Here is a 14,947-nt window from a genome sequence, read left to right as displayed (position 1 = left end):
AAAAAGAAGGAGCCGCCCGTGATTTCCACCGACCAGCCCGTGATCCGCAGCGCGTACCAGCAGTCGATCGCCGACTACTGGAACCGGGAAAAGGATCCGGTGAACCTCCGGCTGGGCGACGTCGACGGGCTCTACCACCACCACTACGGCATCGGCGAATACGACCCCGCGGTGCTGGAGGCACCCGAAGACGTCCGGGACGCCACGATCATCGCGGAAATGCACCGGCTGGAAACCGCGCAGGCCGAGGTGCTCCTCGACCACCTCGGCGCGATCGGCCCCGGCGACCGGCTGCTCGACGCCGGCTGCGGCCGCGGCGGCAGCAGCATCATGGCCAACCACCGCTTCGGCTGCCGGGTCGACGGCGTGTCCATTTCGGAGCAGCAGGTCGCGTTCGCCAACGAGCAGGCGGCCAAGCGCGGGGTCGCCGACCAGGTGCAGTACCACCTGCGCAACATGCTCGACACGGGCTTCGAAACCGGTGCCTTCAAGGGCATCTGGAACAACGAGAGCACGATGTACGTCGACCTGCACCAGCTCTTCGCCGAGCACGCCCGCCAGCTCGCGCCGGGCGGCCGGTACGTCACCATCACCGGGTGCTACAACGACGTGACCGGTGGCCGGTCGCGCGCGGTGAGCCAGATCGACCAGCACTACATCTGCAACATCCACGCCCGCGGCGACTACTTCAAGGCCCTGTCCGCCAACGGTTTCGTGCCCATCAACGTCGTCGACCTCACCGCGGCCACGATCCCGTACTGGGAGCTGCGCGCGCAGTCGTCGGTGGCCACCGGGATCGAGGACCCGTTCCTCACGGCCTACCGCGAAGGCAGCTTCCACTACCTGCTCATCGCCGCCGACCGGATCTGAGCGAGGGGATTCCCGATGACCGGCACCGTTCCCGAGTGTCCTTTGTGGACGCTGGACGACGCGCTCGCGTTCTCCGCGGGCCCGTCGGGGATCGGCACGTCCGCGGCCCGGCTCTCGGCGCAGCTCGCCGACGACCCGGTGTACGTCGAACGGCAGTGGGGTGACGGGACGGCGTCGCCGCTGTACGTCCCGGTGGTCGAGCGCGTCGACGAGCCGCTGGCCGGGGAGGTCGACCGGCGGCTCGTCGCGTGGGCGCTGGAGTGCGGGTTCACCGGGGCGGGGCTCGAGCAGATCGCCAAGGCGGGCTTCGGGCGCCTGGCGGTGCTGGCCCACCCCGACAGCGCGGACCCGGACCTGCTGCTGATCGCCGCGCAGCTCAACGCCGTGTGGTGGGCCGCGGACGACTACTACGCCGACGACAGCGCGCTCGGCGCGTCGCCGACCGAGCTCCCGCCGCGGCTGGCGCTGGTGATGGCGGCGATGGACCCGGTCGCCCCGGCGGGCGAGTTCACCGACGCGCTCGACGAAGCCCTGCGGGCCGACCCGATCCTGGTCGGGCTGAACTCGGCGATCGGGCACCTGGGCCGGCACGGCACGCCGACGCAGGTGCAGCGCGTCTGCTACGCGACGTTCTCGATGTTCGTCAGCTGGGACGCGTACGCGGCCTGGCGCTACACGGCGAAGTACCCGCCGGCGTGGGAGTACCTCGCCGCGCGCCAGCACGACAGCTTCTACACGTCGATGACGCTCTGCGACCCGGTCGGCGGCTACGAACTGCCCGCCGCGCACTACTACGACCCGCGCGTGCGCCGGGCGATGATGCGCGCCGGCACCGCCTGCGTGCTGGTGAACGACCTGTACTCGGTGGCGAAGGACGCCGCCGACGAGAACCCGGTGTGCAACATGGTCCTGCAGATCGCGGCCGACCGCGGGTGCTCGATCGAGGAGGCCACCGAGGCCACCGTGGAGCTGCACAACAAGCTCGTCCGCGAGTTCGAGGCGGGGCACCGGGAACTGCTCGCGGTGCCCGCGCCGGAACTGCACCGCTTCCTGAAGGGGGTGCGATCCTGGATGGGCGGCGGCTACGAGTGGCACGCCACCAACCCGCGCTACCGGACCTGAGGGCACCGAGCCTGCCGGGACCTGTTCGGGGGCAGGTCCCGGCGGGGCCCGTCAGGCGCCGGCCGAGACCTCGACGACGAACCGTCCCGGGTGGCCGGCGAAGATCAGCCGGCCGGCCGGGCCGTTCGTGGCTTCGGCGAGGTCGAACAGCCGGGCCCACTCCCGGGCGGCCCCGGGTTCCGCGGCGGTCCCGCTGATCTTGACGCGCGGTTCGGTCAATGCTTCCGGCCGCTCCGGCGGTCCGGCGTGGGTGGTGACCTGGACCGCCGCCAGCCGCCACGCCAGGGGCGCCAGCCCGGCCCGCGCGCCGACCGCGTTCAGCTGCGCGGTGACGGCCTGGTCGAGCACCGCGTCCAGCGGGTCGGTGCTCACCTCGGCCCACCCGGTCACGACGAGAGCTGCTCGTGCCAGGAGGTGAACGCCGCCACGAGGTCCTCGGGAGCGCCGGCCTCGCGCAGGCGGGCCGTCTCCTCCTCGACGTACTGGCGATACAGCGGCCGCAGGTGGGCCAGCAGCTGCGGCTCGGCCTCCGCGGGGTTGAGCGGCCGGCCCTCGCGGACCTGCCGGGCCAGGTGGACCAGCGGCGCCGCCGAGGCGTCGGGACGGCCGAGGTACCACGTGATCGCCTCGTCGTTGGTCGCCGCGCGGCCGGTCGCCGTTGTGCCCGTGTACCCGAAGCGGAGCGGGAAGAACACCGCCTTCGTGAACCACACCGGGTCGGCCAGCAGCCGCTTCGGGCGGGCGAACTCGCCGAGCACCTCGTCGGTCGCCAGGACGGCGACGGCGAACCGCGCGCTCTCCACCCGCAGCTGCTCGCTGTCCGGGCGGGCCACCTTCGCGGTGACCTCCTCGCCGAACAGGAGCGTGGCGTGCTCGGCCAGCTCGAGCCGGTCGATCGCCGGGAAGCGCCCGTCCTGCTCGCCGCGGCTCAGGGCCGGCAGCGAGCCCCAGAACACGGACAGCTTGCGGTGCAACGGACCGCGCTCCCGCAGCGACTCGCCGAGGGCCTCGAACGTCGCCGGGTCGTCGTCGTGGCGGTCGGCGAGGACGACGGCCAGGTCGATGTCGCTGACGGCGGGCGAGTAGCCGCCGTAGGACAGGCTGCCCAGGAGGTACGCCGCGAGCAGGCGCTCTCCGAAGGCTTCCTGGTACGTGCGCGCGGCTTCGACGGCGACGGCGCGGGCCGCCGTGGCCGGTTCGGTCGTGGTCATGCCGCGACGGTATCGCGCAGTGCGCGCTCCGCGATGCGGTTCGAGACGACGACGATGACCTGCCAGGCCCGGTCCAGCACGGTCACGAGCGCCTCGACCGTCCAGTCGCTGCGCTGCCGCAACACTTCGTAGCCCATTTCGAGGTGTTCGACGTCGGCCTCGTCGTGCAGCTCGAAGTACTCGTCGTCGGGGAACGCCCGGGTGCCCGCCTGGCTGAACACGAGGCTCCCGGCTTCGAGCGCGAGGTGCGCGAGGACGGCGCGCTGCACCCCGGGCAGCACCGCGAACTGGTCGACGAACCACGACGCGCCCGCCTCGATGACCGGGTCCCAGACCAGCTCCCGGTCGTCCGCGCGGCTGCGGGCCAGGATCTTGTCGTGCCCGATCTCCTCCTCCTGGTGCTCCAGGGCGAGTGCCCGCAGCTGCGGGTCGGACTCGAAGGTGACGCGCGCGCTGATCATCCGCTGGAAGGCGTTCGACCACGGCTGCAGGTAGGTGAGCACGGCCTTCTTGGTCTCGTCCGACGTGGTCTCGTCGGTCAGCAGCCGGATCAGGTCCGACGACTCGTACTCGCGCTGCCGCTCCTGGTTGTAGGCGGCGACGCGCTCGACGTCCTGCTGGGTCATGGCCGGCTCCTTCCGGTGGTGCTGTGAGCCCTCTGGGTGATCATCTTTCCGGCGAAACTACCCAAGATCGACAGTGGCAAGGGTCTGGTCGTAGACGGGGAACCGGAAGTACGTCGTGATGTCGCCGCGCCGGCCCGCGGCGCGGTGGCTGACCAGTTCGAGCAGGCCTCGGCTCTCCTCGAGCGGCCCGGGCGCCAGCGCGGCGGCGAGCGCGCGGAACCGGCCGGGGTCGACGCCCTCGCCGCGCAGCAGCGCGGCCGTGCGGTCCACGGCTTCGGCGTCGCCGGCGGCGAGCGAGGGGAGGCGGAGGTAGGTCGTGGCCTCGGCGGCCCGGTCCAGTCCGGACCGGAACGCCAGGCAGCTCAACGCGGCTTCGCCGGCGCTTTCCGCGCCGCCGGCCAACGTCCGGTAGGCGGTGAGAGCGCTTTCGGCGTCGTGGCGGCCCGCCGCGGCCGCGACGCGGTTCATCTCGGCGACGTCGGCGCCGTGGTTGCGGTAGTAGATCTTCACCCGCGCGTCGGCGCCGTCGGCGACGTCGACGGCGAAGAACTCGATCTCCCGCTCGCCGGCGGCGCTCTCCACCCGGCGGCGCGCGTCGTCCCACGCGGTGGTCAGGCCGAGCCGGTCCATGGCCTCGCCCACCGCCGCGTAGCGGTGGGCCGGCGGCCACTCGTACAGGCCGAAGTAGGACTTGTGGACGATCCGCGCCGGCGGCCGCCAGGCGAGCGAGTGCCACAGCGGCGCCGTCGACGGCCGGCCGGCGTGGGTCGTGAAGAGCTCGTGGATCCGTCCCCAGTACCGCGTTTCCCCCGTGTCCACAGGAGAATCCGGGTCCTGTTCGTCGAGGGTGTCGAACAGCACGCGCAGTTCCGGGTGGTCCCCGGCCCAGTTCACCGACAGCTCGGCCGGGAACCCGTCTCCGGCCACGTAGGACGGCCGGGCGGGCTTCAGGCCGATCGCGTCGCCGCTCCACGAAGGAAGCAGCCCGCGCAGCATCCGGGTGGTCCGGACAGCCTGCTCGACCGGGACCTCGAGCGCGTCGCACGCCGTCGCCCAGAGACCACCCAGGAAATCTCCGAACAGCCGTCCCCGTGCGGGGTAGTTTTCCCTTATATATTCGGGAAACCACGGCAATCGACTGGTCACGACCGGATGCTATCAGTTGAGTGCACCCTCAACTAAAAAGCTCTACCCGGGTGGTCCAACCAATTGCGCCATGTGGGTTTGCCGGCGTTCCCCCTGGCCACGCAGGGAAACGGCACTGTCTCGACCGGACAGGATCAAGACATCAGACCGTCGCCGGTATCACGGTCATCGCGTGCTTGACCAGACGAATCAGGGCCAGTTTGCTGGAATCCCGGTCACGTGCGTCACACATGACGATGGGCACCCGGTCGGGAATGACCAACGCTTCCCGGATTTCGTCCGGGGTGTACCGCGGCGCGTTGTCGAAGCAGTTGACCGCGACGACGAACGGGATCTTCCGGCGTTCGAAGAAGTCGATGGCGGCGAAGCTGGTCTCCAGGCGCCGGGTGTCGATGAGCACGATGGTGCCGATCGCGCCGCGCGCCAGGTCGTCCCACATGAACCAGAAGCGGGCCTGCCCCGGCGTGCCGAACAGGTACAGCACGTGCCGCGGCGAGATCGTGATGCGGCCGAAGTCGAGCGCGACCGTCGTGGTTTTCTTGCGCTCCACGCCGGACAGGTCGTCGACGCCCGCGCTGGCCTCGGTCAGCACCTCTTCGGTCGTCAGCGGCGGGATCTCGCTCACCGAGCCGACCATCGTCGTCTTCCCCGCGCCGAACCCGCCGGCGATGATGATCTTGACGGGGGTGGGGACCATGTCCACGCCGGAGCCGTCAGTACTTGATGAGGCCATCGAGAACCGCCTGGAGAGTTTCGAGGTCCGGCGCCTTCGCCGGATTGTGGGTGGGGGACCGCGTGATGACGAGGCCGCGCTCGATCAGGTCGCCGCACAGCACCCGGACGACCCCCAGCGGGATCTTCACGTACACCGCGATCTCGGCGATGGACACCGGGTTGCGGCACAGCTGCACGATCGCCAGGTGCTCCGGGCCCAGCCCCGGCGGCTCCTGCTCCGAGCGCAGGGTCATCACCTGGGTGGACAGGTCGAGCCGCGCGCTCTCGCCCGGCGTCCGGCCGCTGGTGATCGTGTAGGGCCGCACCAGCGGCCCCGCGGCCTCGTCGTACCAGCCCTCGTCCCCGCTCATGTGGCCTCCCGTAGTACGCGTGCGGCGTCGCGCGGCGCGGACGCCAGGTAGTCCCCGACGCGCTTGACCAACCGGTTCATCTCGTAGGCGATCATCTCGACGTCGACGCTGTCCGCCGCCAGCACGGCCAGGCACGCGCCCAGGCCGGCCGCGGAGACGAACAGGTAACCCCGCTCCATCTCGATCATGTTCTGCAGCACCGGCCCCCGGTTGAACTGCTTGCTCACGCCCTTGGCGAGGCTCTGCAGGCTGGAGGCGATGGCGGACAGCTGGTCCGAGTCGTCCTTGCTCATGCCGGCCGACTTGCCGATCAGCAACCCGTCGGCGGACAGCACGATGGCGTTCTGTGCGCCGACGACGCGGCTCACGACGTCGTCGAGCAGCCAGTTGAGATCGGGCTTCGCGTTCCCGTACTCGTTCATGCTCCAGAGACCTTGACTTTCCTGTGACGACTTTCCTGTGTGGACGTTCGGGTGTGCGGCGCGGATCAGGAGTCTTCGGCGCCGTCGCGGCCTCGCCGGGTGCCCTTGTGGAAGGCCGCGAGCGTGCGCGCGGTGCCTTCACCGGGAGCCACGTCGGGTGTGACGTCCTCCTCCGGCTCGTTCTCCAGCTGGGCGACGAGGTTCTGCTGCGGCTCGCGCCGCGGCAGCCGCGGCCGGTCGTCGCCCCGCTCCTTCGGCGGCTCCGCCGGGCGGGCGGCGAGCCGCTCCTCCAGCGCGGCCGGCGCGGCGGCCGGCGGCTGCGGGTCGAGCGGGGCGCGCACCGGGTACGGCCGCGGCTTGACGTCCCGCTTCATCGGGATCTGCCCGGTGAAGGAGCTGGGCAGATCCATCGACCGGAGCGCGCTTTCTTGAGCCTGGGACTGCGGCGCGGGTCCGCCCACCGGCGCGAGGATCGCGGTGTCCTCCGGGGCGACGAACTCGGCCTCGGCCTGGCCCGGGAGCTGCTCACCGGCCAGGTGCTGGGTCGGGACGAGCACGGTGGCACGGAGGCCGCCGTAGCGCGACGGGTCGAAGGTGACAGTCATCCCGAGCTTGGCCGCCAGCCGCGCGACCACGAACAGGCCGAGGCTGGAGTCGGCCCGCAACGCCATCGCGTCGAACTCGGGCGCTTCGGCCATCATCGCGTTGGCCCACTGGCGGACCCCTTCCTTCATGCCCAGACCCTGGTCCGAGACGTCGACCACGACACCGCGGGCGACCACTCGGCTGGTGACCTCGACCGGCGAACCGGGCGGGGAGAACGTCGTCGCGTTGTCGACCAGCTCGGCGATCAGGTGGATCGTGTCGGCCACCGCGGTGCCGGCGACGGCGACGTCGGCGACCTGCTCGACCTGGACCCGCGCGTACTGCTCGGTTTCCGACACCGCCGCGCGCAGCACCTCCATCAGCGCCACCGGCTTGCGCCAGCGGCGGCCCGGCTGCTTGCCGCCGAGGATGATCAGGTTCTCCGTGGTGCGCCGGGCCCGGGCGGCGAGGTGGTCGAGCTGGAACAGCGAGGCCAGCTGCGTCGAGTTCTCTTCCCGGGCCTCCATCTCGTCCAGGATCTGCAGCTGCTGGTGGACCAGGACCTGGTTGCGGTGGGCGATGCCGAGGAACACGTTGTGCACGCCGCTGCGGGCCTTCGCCTCGCTCGCCGCCGCGTTGACGGCGGTCAGCTGGGCGACGTTGAACGCCTCGGCCACCTGCCCGATCTCGTCCCGGCCGTGGTCGAGCTGCGGGAGCTCTTCGTTCAGGTCGACGGACTCGCCGTTCTTGAGCCGGTCCACGATGTTCGGCAGCCGGTTGCGCGCGAGGTCGAGGGAGTCGTTGCGCAGCCGCGCGAGGCGCGTCATGAGCGCGCGGTCGACGAGCGAACGGGACACCCGGACCGCGACGATGATCGCCGCGAGCGAGGCGAGCAGGGCCAGCACACTGCCGACGATCGCGTTGCGCAGCTGGGAGTCACCGGAGTCGATCGCCGCCGCGGAGACCTTGTCGGCCTGGTCGATGGCCATGTCGTTGAGGCCCTGGGCGACCTGGCTCGTCGCGCTCTGCCAGTCGGCCCCGCCGACCGGCGGGCCGTCCCGATCACTGGCGGACCAGGGGCCGTGCTTGACGATCGCGTCCTCGGCGCCGGCCAGCTGCTTCCAGGCCACGCCGGTGGTCAGCGTCTGGTACTTGGTGCGGACGGCGGGGTCGAGGAACGGCGCGACCTGCGCCAGCTGCGTCTTGTAGTACCCGGACAGCTGGGTGAACTGGACGAAGTCGTCCGGGGCGAACGTCCCGGACGCGAGCGCCGTCGAGACCAGCGACGTCTCCCGCGACATCATGTCACCGGCGCGGAAGACCGACGTCGCGGTGATGCCGCCGTACGCGGCCGCGGCGTCCGGCACCACGCGGGCCTGGGTGTCGAACAGGTTCGACGCCGTGTCCAGCACCCCGTTGTAGTAGGTGTTGACCTGGCTGCGGTCGATGCTGCGGAAGCCGATCTGCGAGCGCAGCACCGGCAGCTGGTCGAACTGGTTCTTGAGCGCGTTGACCTTGGTCGCGATCTCGTCGGGCGCGCTGGAGATCGTCGCGGCGAACGCGTTCTGCAGCGCGCCGAGCTTCTCGTCGGTCGCCTTCTGCTGCGTCTGCAGCCGGGTCTGGCCCACACCCGGGTCGTCCAGGTACTGCAGGGCGACCTGGCGCTCCTGCTGGAACGCGGCCAGCGCGGTGGCGGCGGGGATCGACACTTCGCGCACCGAAGCCGCGACCAAGCGGACGTAAAGGCCGTTCACGAAGAAGTACGAAGACAGCGCGGTCCACAGCACCAGGAGCGTCACACTCGGAATGAGGACGGTCCTGGTGAGCCTTTTGCGGATCGACTTGTCGTACGGCTTGTCGGACTCGTCTTTGTCGGCTTTGCTCTTCACGGGGGTTCACGAACTCCTGAGTGACGGTCGGCGATAGGTGGGGACCCGGTCGAGGAAGCAGACACGACGAAGGGACATTGTGGCCGCCGTCACTCGTCTTCGCCTCACCCTCCGTGTTGCCGCAGTATCGATCAGGGTCCGTTTTTTACCACGAACCACTGACGCGCGGCGGAGCTGACCCGGCCCGCGGACCGTTGTCCGGCGTCGCGCGAACACCGTTTACCGTCCGCGGCGGGGAAGCTACCGCCATTTGCGCGGGTACCGGGGCCGGGCGCCAATTCGCACTACCGTGTATTGGGCCGAACGGGTGAAAGTGAATTCGCCCGCACTCGCCTTCCCGGTAACGGGAAGAACGGGCAGGGGCGCTGCCCCGGTGCGCGCTACCGCCGTTCGGGTTCTTCGACGATTTCACCGGGATCGGCGTCCGCACCGGCGGTGAGCCCGCGGGCGAAGGTGCGAACTCGATCACGCAGCGCGTCCGGCGTCTCGATCACGAAGGGGCGGTCCAGGGACGCGAGCACCGACGGGACCCAGTCCAGCCGCTCGGCCCGCAGCCGCACGCGCACCCAGCCCGGTTCGCCCGCGATCGCCGTCACGGTGGCGATTCCCGCCGGCAGCCGCGGCCGCACCTGCTCGGCCGTCGCGCGCACCCGTACCGAGACCTCGTGCCGGTGCGGCACTTCCGCGAGCCTCGACAGGACGTGCGCCCCGGGGTCGAAGCCGTCGGGCACGGCGAAGGACCCGGCGCCGGGCGTGGCGGCGGCGATCCGGTCGAGCCGGAACGTGCGCACCTCGCCGCTGGCGGAGTCCTCGCCGGTGACGTACCAGCGCCCGGAGTGCGCGACGATCCCGTACGGGTGCACGGTGCGCTCGCTGGCCCGCCCGTCCCAAGCGGTGTAGGAGACGGCGACAGGCCGGCGATCCCGCGCGGCTTCGGCGAGCGTCAGCAGCACGGCCGTCTCGGGACTGGCCGCGGGCCGCGCGGGAGAGGTGAAGCCGAGGGTGTCGAGCAACGCGTCGAGCTTCCGCCCGAGAGCCTCGGGCAGCACCCGCCGCACCTTGGCGGCGGCGCTCTCCGTCGCGACGCCGGAGGCCGTGACCAGCCCGGCCCGCTGCCCGGCGACGAGCCCGAGAAGCACGGCAAGCGCCTCCTCGTCGGTGAGCATCAGCGGCGGCATCCGGAACCCGGGCGCCAGCCGGTAGCCGCCGTACCGCCCGCGGACGGTGCGGACGGGGACGTCGAGGTCGATCAGGTGCGCGGCGTACCGGCGGACAGTGCGCTCGTCGACACCAAGCCGCCCGGCGAGATCGGCGACGGTGCGGGTCCCGCCGCCCTGCAGGATTTCCAGCAGAGCGAGCACCCGGGCGGTCGGTCGCGTCACGTGGGGAAGTCTGCCACGGATACCGGACAGCCTCTGCCCGGTATCCGGCGGCTGGGTCCGGTGGATCGTCACCGGCGCGCGCACTTCTTGTCGGATCGGCGGTGGTCGGCGTGTGCCGATGGCGCTTGCGGGACGCCGGACCGCTGTGTGCGCCGGTGGGCTGCCACGGTTTCGCATGGTCCGGGTCGGCGTGCCGGGATGGTCGCGATTCTCGCGCCGCGGGTGGTCGTCGCCCAAATCCCCAGGACGGGTCAGCGGTCTCGGTCCGCTTCCTCCTGATCGGCCCGGCGGACCGGCAGCGGCCGGCGTGGTTCGCGGACTCCGGCGGGGTCGCCGCCGCCGGTGATCCAGACCGTGACGGTGCCCCAGCGTGTCAGCCGCGTCCCGGCCGCGGGTACTTGCGCGACGACGCGGCCGTTCAGGAGGGGATGGGGGCTGTCGGGATCGGGACCCTGCACGAAGAGCCCTGCGTCATGCCCGGAAAGCCAGGCGTCGAGCGCTTGCCTGCCCCGGAAGTTCGGCACGATGACCGGTTCGTCCAACTGTGCTCACCCGAGTCCAAAATACCGGACGACACCGGAGTCCGGCTATCCGCAAGTCCGTGAATGTCCCATCGAGGGACTTCACGTCCCTCGATGGGACATTTACGGACTTCAAGTACTGGCGTACGGCGCGGGCCGCAGTGCTCGAGGTCGGTCGGCGTATGGCCGCCGTACCGACCGGCCGCCGTGCTGTGCGATCGCTGCACTGACCGGCCGACGTGCCGATTGGCCGCCGGAGTCGTCTGACCTGGCCGGACCCGCCATCCGATTGACATCAATCCACCTATTGTCAACCAAGCTGTACATCAACTATCGTTTTGTAAACCCAGCCAACGGAGGAGGGTGTGATGAGCGAAGTGACCGGGACCGTGCCCGCCGGGTCGACCGAGGTGTGGCGCGATCGCAAGCGGTACCTGTGGCTGATCGGGCTGGTGGTGCCGTCGCTCGCGTTCCTCGCCATCGGGCTGCACGCCGCCACCGGCTGGGGGGTCTGGTTCTGGATCGGGCCGATCGTGATCCTCGTTGTCGTGCCGCTCATCGACCTGCTCGCCGGGCTCGACCGCGGCAACCCGCCCGACGACGTGCTCGAACGGCTGGAGAAAGACCGCTACTACCGCTGGATCACCTTCGCCTTCCTGCCCATCCAGTACGTCGGCTTCGTGGCGGCGTTCTGGCTCGTCGCCCGCGGTGACCTGTCCATTGTGGACAAGATCGGCCTGGCGATCTCGATCGGCTGCATCGGCGGGATCGGCATCAACACCGCGCACGAGCTCGGCCACAAGAAGGAGAGCCACGAGCGCTGGCTGTCGAAGATCGCGCTGGCGCAAAGCTTCTACGGTCACTTCTACATCGAGCACAACCGCGGCCACCACGTCCGGGTTGCGACGCCGGAGGACCCGGCCAGCAGCCGCGTCGGCGAAAGCTTCTACCGCTTCTGGCCGCGCACGGTCTTCGGCTCGCTGAAGTCCGCGTGGCGGCTGGAGCGCAAGCGCTACGCCCGGCGCGACAAGCACCCGTTCCGGATCGGCAACGACGTCCTCAACGCGTGGCTGATGTCGGCCGTGCTGTGGGCCGCGATGATCGTCTGGCTGGGCGTCGGCATCCTGCCCTACCTGGTGATCCAGGCCGTGGTCGGCTTCTCGCTGCTCGAAGTCGTCAACTACATGGAGCACTACGGCATGCTGCGGCAGCGCGTCGGCGTGCCCGGCCGCCGCCGGTACGAGCGCGTGGATCCCAGCCACAGCTGGAACTCCAACAACATCGCCACCAACGTCCTGCTCTACCACCTGCAGCGCCACAGCGACCACCACGCCAACCCGACGCGCCGCTACCAGACCCTGCGCGACTTCGCGGAGTCGCCGGTGCTGCCCACCGGGTACGCCGGGATGATCGTGCTGGCGCTCGTCCCACCGGTGTGGCGCCGCGTGATGGACCCGCGCGTGCTCGCCCACTTCGACGGCGACCTCTCCCGCGCCAACCTCCGGCCGGGCAAGCGCGACAGGATCCTCGCGCGCTACGGCACCCGCGTCACCGAAGTTCACCAGGCCCAGGACACCCACGGCGACGCCACCGAAGGCGGCATGTGCCCGGGCTGCGGCTACGTCTACGACGAGCGGCGCGGCGACCCGCGTGAAGGGTTCCCGGCCGGCACGCCGTGGTCGGCGATCCCGGACTCGTGGTGCTGCCCCGACTGCGGCGTGCGCGAGAAGGTCGACTTCGTCGCGCCGGGCCGGGTGGGCGCGTGATGCGGATCGAAGCGGACCGCGGCAAGTGCGACGGCATCGGCATGTGCGAGGCGATGGCGCCCGGCTTCTTCGAGGTGGGTGACGACGGCACGGTCGTCGTCCTCGACGAGCGCCCCGGCGAGGACCACCGCCAGGACGTCGCCGCCGCCGTCGGCTCCTGTCCCGTGCTGGCCCTGAAACTGACGTGACGTCCGTCGTCGCGGGCGCGGCGCCGGTCTTCGCGGGCGCGGCCTAGAATGACGATCATGAGCGGGGCACTGGCGCCGCCCGAGGGTGGTCAGCACCGGCGGCCGATCATCATCGCGGCGATCGAGCTGACGGCGCGGGCCGGCTGGTCGGCGGTCACGATGGCCCGGCTGGCCGAGCTGGTGGGCGTCAGCCGCCAGACCGTCTACAACGAGATCGGCTCCAAGACCGCCCTGGCCGAGGCCATGGTGGCGCACGAGCTCGACCGGTTCCTCTCGGTCGTCTCGGCGGCGTTCGAGCGCCACCCCGCCGACCTCGTCGAAGCGATGTACGACGCCGTCCGCGCGGTCCTGGAGCTGGCCGACGACAACATCCTGCTGCGCGCGATCGCCTCGGCGACGCACGGCACGGACACCGAGCTGCTGCCGCTGCTGACCACGCAGGCGGGGATGCTGCTCACCGGGGCGAAGACCATGCTGGTCGACCGGGTGCTGTCCTACCGCCCGGAGCTGACGCCGGAGCAGGTCACGGTGGTGATCGACGTGGTCGTGCGCACCGTCCTCAGCCACGTGATGCAGCCGTCGGACACCCCGGCCCGCACCGCGGACGCCCTGGCCTGGGTGGCCGCGCGCGTCCTCGGCGTCGAGGCGGCGACCCCGCCCCTGCGCCACGCCTGACGCGCGCCGGCTCGAAGGCCGTGAGGGGCACCCTCAGGGACATCCGATCCCTGGGGGTGCCCTTCACGGCGTCGAGCCTCGTCACCGGAGGCCGTGGCGGTCCGCCCACGCGGCGATCTCGGTGGCGATCTCCTTCGGCCGGTCCTCGTGGGCGTGGTGCCCGGCTTCGCCGCACGCGACGACGTCCAGCGCCGCGATGTGCTCCGCGCACCACCGCGCCATCGCCTCGCCGATGAGCAGGGTCGGTGAGCCCGCGAACGTCAGCAGCAGCTTGGGCACGCCGGTGCTGCCCGCCAGCCACTCGTCGTAGGCCTCGATGCGCGTGACGAGCCCGGCCGGGTCGCCGCCGAGCGGCAGCTGGCGGGCCCAGGCGAGGACCGGGCGGCGGCTCTCGGGCGTCGGAAACGGCGCGAGATAGGCGTCGAGATCGGCGACTGGCGTGCGCACGCCGCCGGTGAACGCCTGCCGGATGAACAGGTCCTGCTCCAGCACAATCTCCTCGCCGACGCCCGGCGTGCGGATCTTCCGCGACCGTTCGGCCGCCTGCGGCGAGAGGTCTTCCCACGCCATCGGCTTGACGATCGTCTCGAAGAACGCCAGCCCGCGGACGCGGCCCGGGTGGCGCGCGGCGAAGTCGAACGCGAGCGCGCCGCCCCAGTCGTGCCCGACGAGGACGACGTCGTCCAGGCCGAGCGCGTCGAACCAGGCGTCGAGGTAGCGGGCGTGGTCGGCGAAGGCGTACGGGATGTCGGGCTTGCCCGAGCGGCCCATGCCGATCAGGTCCGGGGCGAGCAGCCGCCCGGCGCCGACGTGCGGGAGGACGTGGCGCCAGCCGTACGACGAACCGGGGTTGCCGTGCAGGAAGACGATCGGGGCGCCGCTACCGGATTCTTCGTGGTGCAGGACCGAGTCGAGGACGGGGGTTTCGGGCATGGCCGGTCCTTCAGGAGGGATCCAGTGGGGTGTCGATCAGGAGGGTGAGCTCGCGGACCAGCACGTCGGTGCGGTCGCCGTCGCGGCCGCCGAGCGGGGCGAGGAGCCGGTCGAGCAGAGCGCTCACCGTGCTGATCGCCGGCCGCACGATCTCGCGGCCGTGGCCGGTGAGCGTCAGCCGGACGGTCCGGGTGTCGGCGGGGTCGCGGGTGCGGGCGATGAGCCCGTCGGCGTCGAGGGCGCGGGCCAGCTTGGAGACATAGAGCGCCTCGAGCCCGGTCTGGTCGGCCAGCTCGCGCTGGCTCGGCGGCTGACCGGTGCGCTCCAGGCCGTACAGCGACGCCATCAGCACGTACTGGGCGTGCGTCAGCCCCAGCGGCGCCAGCGCGCGGTCGACGGCCACGCGCCACTTCATGGACAGTCGCCAGACGAGGTAACCCGGCGTCGCGCCGTTCGATGTGCTGCTCACGGTCGATACGGTACATGGCTACTAAATACATGGCTACTATTTGGGCGGAGCCGGCCC

At 71.0% G+C, this 14,947-nt stretch carries 17 protein-coding genes; 5 read left to right on the top strand and 12 right to left on the bottom strand.

The features are described from left to right. Positions 1–18 precede the first annotated feature (18 nt). On the top strand, positions 19–870 hold the full coding sequence (locus tag MUY22_RS47375) for a geranyl diphosphate 2-C-methyltransferase (protein WP_247054861.1): 852 nt from the start codon (positions 19–21) through the stop codon (positions 868–870). 15 nt (positions 871–885) lie between these two features. Beyond that, positions 886–1,992, top strand: a complete 1,107-nt coding sequence (locus MUY22_RS47370; protein ID WP_247054859.1) for a family 2 encapsulin nanocompartment cargo protein terpene cyclase — start codon at positions 886–888, stop codon at positions 1,990–1,992. 51 nt (positions 1,993–2,043) lie between these two features. Here MUY22_RS47370 and MUY22_RS47365 read toward each other — a convergent pair whose 3' ends face one another. The 10 genes from MUY22_RS47365 to MUY22_RS47320 form a co-directional block, all read right to left on the bottom strand. Further along, complete coding sequence (locus tag MUY22_RS47365) at positions 2,044–2,382, bottom strand: hypothetical protein (protein ID WP_247054857.1); 339 nt, start codon at positions 2,380–2,382, stop codon at positions 2,044–2,046. Next, on the bottom strand, positions 2,379–3,203 hold the full coding sequence (locus MUY22_RS47360; RefSeq protein WP_247054855.1) for a nucleotidyltransferase domain-containing protein: 825 nt from the start codon (positions 3,201–3,203) through the stop codon (positions 2,379–2,381). The genes MUY22_RS47365 and MUY22_RS47360 overlap by 4 nt, the downstream gene beginning before the upstream one ends. After that, complete coding sequence (locus MUY22_RS47355; RefSeq protein WP_247054853.1) at positions 3,200–3,829, bottom strand: hypothetical protein; 630 nt, start codon at positions 3,827–3,829, stop codon at positions 3,200–3,202. The genes MUY22_RS47360 and MUY22_RS47355 overlap by 4 nt, the downstream gene beginning before the upstream one ends. 57 nt (positions 3,830–3,886) lie before the next feature. Then, positions 3,887–4,825, bottom strand: coding sequence for a hypothetical protein (locus MUY22_RS47350; RefSeq protein ID WP_247054851.1), 939 nt, complete (start codon positions 4,823–4,825; stop codon positions 3,887–3,889). Between the two features lie 292 nt (positions 4,826–5,117). After that, positions 5,118–5,672, bottom strand: coding sequence for an ATP/GTP-binding protein (locus MUY22_RS47345; RefSeq protein ID WP_247054849.1), 555 nt, complete (start codon positions 5,670–5,672; stop codon positions 5,118–5,120). A gap of 16 nt (positions 5,673–5,688) precedes the next feature. Then, complete coding sequence (locus MUY22_RS47340; RefSeq protein ID WP_247054847.1) at positions 5,689–6,060, bottom strand: DUF742 domain-containing protein; 372 nt, start codon at positions 6,058–6,060, stop codon at positions 5,689–5,691. Then, the gene (locus MUY22_RS47335; protein ID WP_247054845.1) at positions 6,057–6,482 is read right to left on the bottom strand and encodes a roadblock/LC7 domain-containing protein; all 426 of its coding nucleotides are present in this window, start codon (positions 6,480–6,482) and stop codon (positions 6,057–6,059) included. Before MUY22_RS47335 ends, MUY22_RS47340 begins: the two co-directional genes overlap by 4 nt. A 65-nt stretch (positions 6,483–6,547) precedes the next feature. Next, entirely contained in the window at positions 6,548–8,956 is a 2,409-nt protein-coding gene (locus MUY22_RS47330) for an ATP-binding protein (RefSeq protein WP_247054843.1), read from the bottom strand. A 380-nt stretch (positions 8,957–9,336) separates the two neighbouring features. Next, positions 9,337–10,338 (bottom strand): YafY family protein, encoded by a 1,002-nt coding sequence (locus MUY22_RS47325; RefSeq protein ID WP_247054841.1) that lies wholly within the window; start codon positions 10,336–10,338, stop codon positions 9,337–9,339. 251 nt (positions 10,339–10,589) lie between these two features. Next, entirely contained in the window at positions 10,590–10,880 is a 291-nt protein-coding gene (locus MUY22_RS47320) for a PASTA domain-containing protein (protein WP_247054839.1), read from the bottom strand. Between the two features lie 347 nt (positions 10,881–11,227). Between MUY22_RS47320 and MUY22_RS47315 the strand changes: the two genes are divergently transcribed. The 3 genes from MUY22_RS47315 to MUY22_RS47305 are packed head-to-tail and all read left to right on the top strand — an operon-like array spanning position 11,228 to position 13,488. Continuing rightward, on the top strand, positions 11,228–12,625 hold the full coding sequence (locus MUY22_RS47315) for a fatty acid desaturase (RefSeq protein ID WP_247054836.1): 1,398 nt from the start codon (positions 11,228–11,230) through the stop codon (positions 12,623–12,625). Next, positions 12,625–12,813 (top strand): ferredoxin, encoded by a 189-nt coding sequence (locus tag MUY22_RS47310; protein WP_247054834.1) that lies wholly within the window; start codon positions 12,625–12,627, stop codon positions 12,811–12,813. The genes MUY22_RS47315 and MUY22_RS47310 overlap by 1 nt, the downstream gene beginning before the upstream one ends. Positions 12,814–12,861: 48 nt before the next feature. After that, positions 12,862–13,488, top strand: a complete 627-nt coding sequence (locus MUY22_RS47305; RefSeq protein WP_247054832.1) for a TetR/AcrR family transcriptional regulator — start codon at positions 12,862–12,864, stop codon at positions 13,486–13,488. Between the two features lie 81 nt (positions 13,489–13,569). Here the strand turns inward: MUY22_RS47305 and MUY22_RS47300 are convergent, their stop codons facing one another. Both MUY22_RS47300 and MUY22_RS47295 read right to left on the bottom strand, forming a co-directional pair. Continuing rightward, a complete protein-coding gene (locus MUY22_RS47300) occupies positions 13,570–14,421 on the bottom strand; it encodes a haloalkane dehalogenase (protein ID WP_247054830.1) in 852 nt (283 codons plus the stop codon). 10 nt (positions 14,422–14,431) lie between these two features. Then, on the bottom strand, positions 14,432–14,890 hold the full coding sequence (locus MUY22_RS47295) for a MarR family winged helix-turn-helix transcriptional regulator (RefSeq protein ID WP_247054828.1): 459 nt from the start codon (positions 14,888–14,890) through the stop codon (positions 14,432–14,434). Between the last annotated feature and the right edge of the window lie 57 nt (positions 14,891–14,947).

The sequence above is a fragment of the Amycolatopsis sp. WQ 127309 genome (genome assembly GCF_023023025.1).
Taxonomy (GTDB): Bacteria; Actinomycetota; Actinomycetes; order Mycobacteriales; family Pseudonocardiaceae; genus Amycolatopsis.
The sequence above is the reverse complement of the archived record's forward strand: the minus strand, read 5'-3'. Positions and strand labels throughout refer to the sequence as shown.

What these genes read in the sequence shown, in the direction of transcription:
- MUY22_RS47315 (WP_247054836.1), top strand. Translation starts at nt 11,228, where the DNA reads ATGAGCGAAGTGACCGGGACCGTGCCCGCCGGGTCGACCGAGGTGTGG.
- MUY22_RS47370 (WP_247054859.1), top strand. Translation starts at nt 886, where the DNA reads ATGACCGGCACCGTTCCCGAGTGTCCTTTGTGGACGCTGGACGACGCG.
- MUY22_RS47305 (WP_247054832.1), top strand. Translation starts at nt 12,862, where the DNA reads ATGACGATCATGAGCGGGGCACTGGCGCCGCCCGAGGGTGGTCAGCAC.
- MUY22_RS47335 (WP_247054845.1), bottom strand. Translation starts at nt 6,482, where the DNA reads ATGAACGAGTACGGGAACGCGAAGCCCGATCTCAACTGGCTGCTCGAC.
- MUY22_RS47350 (WP_247054851.1), bottom strand. Translation starts at nt 4,825, where the DNA reads ATGCTGCGCGGGCTGCTTCCTTCGTGGAGCGGCGACGCGATCGGCCTG.
- MUY22_RS47360 (WP_247054855.1), bottom strand. Translation starts at nt 3,203, where the DNA reads ATGACCACGACCGAACCGGCCACGGCGGCCCGCGCCGTCGCCGTCGAA.
- MUY22_RS47355 (WP_247054853.1), bottom strand. Translation starts at nt 3,829, where the DNA reads ATGACCCAGCAGGACGTCGAGCGCGTCGCCGCCTACAACCAGGAGCGG.
- MUY22_RS47345 (WP_247054849.1), bottom strand. Translation starts at nt 5,672, where the DNA reads ATGGTCCCCACCCCCGTCAAGATCATCATCGCCGGCGGGTTCGGCGCG.
- MUY22_RS47310 (WP_247054834.1), top strand. Translation starts at nt 12,625, where the DNA reads ATGCGGATCGAAGCGGACCGCGGCAAGTGCGACGGCATCGGCATGTGC.
- MUY22_RS47340 (WP_247054847.1), bottom strand. Translation starts at nt 6,060, where the DNA reads ATGAGCGGGGACGAGGGCTGGTACGACGAGGCCGCGGGGCCGCTGGTG.
- MUY22_RS47300 (WP_247054830.1), bottom strand. Translation starts at nt 14,421, where the DNA reads ATGCCCGAAACCCCCGTCCTCGACTCGGTCCTGCACCACGAAGAATCC.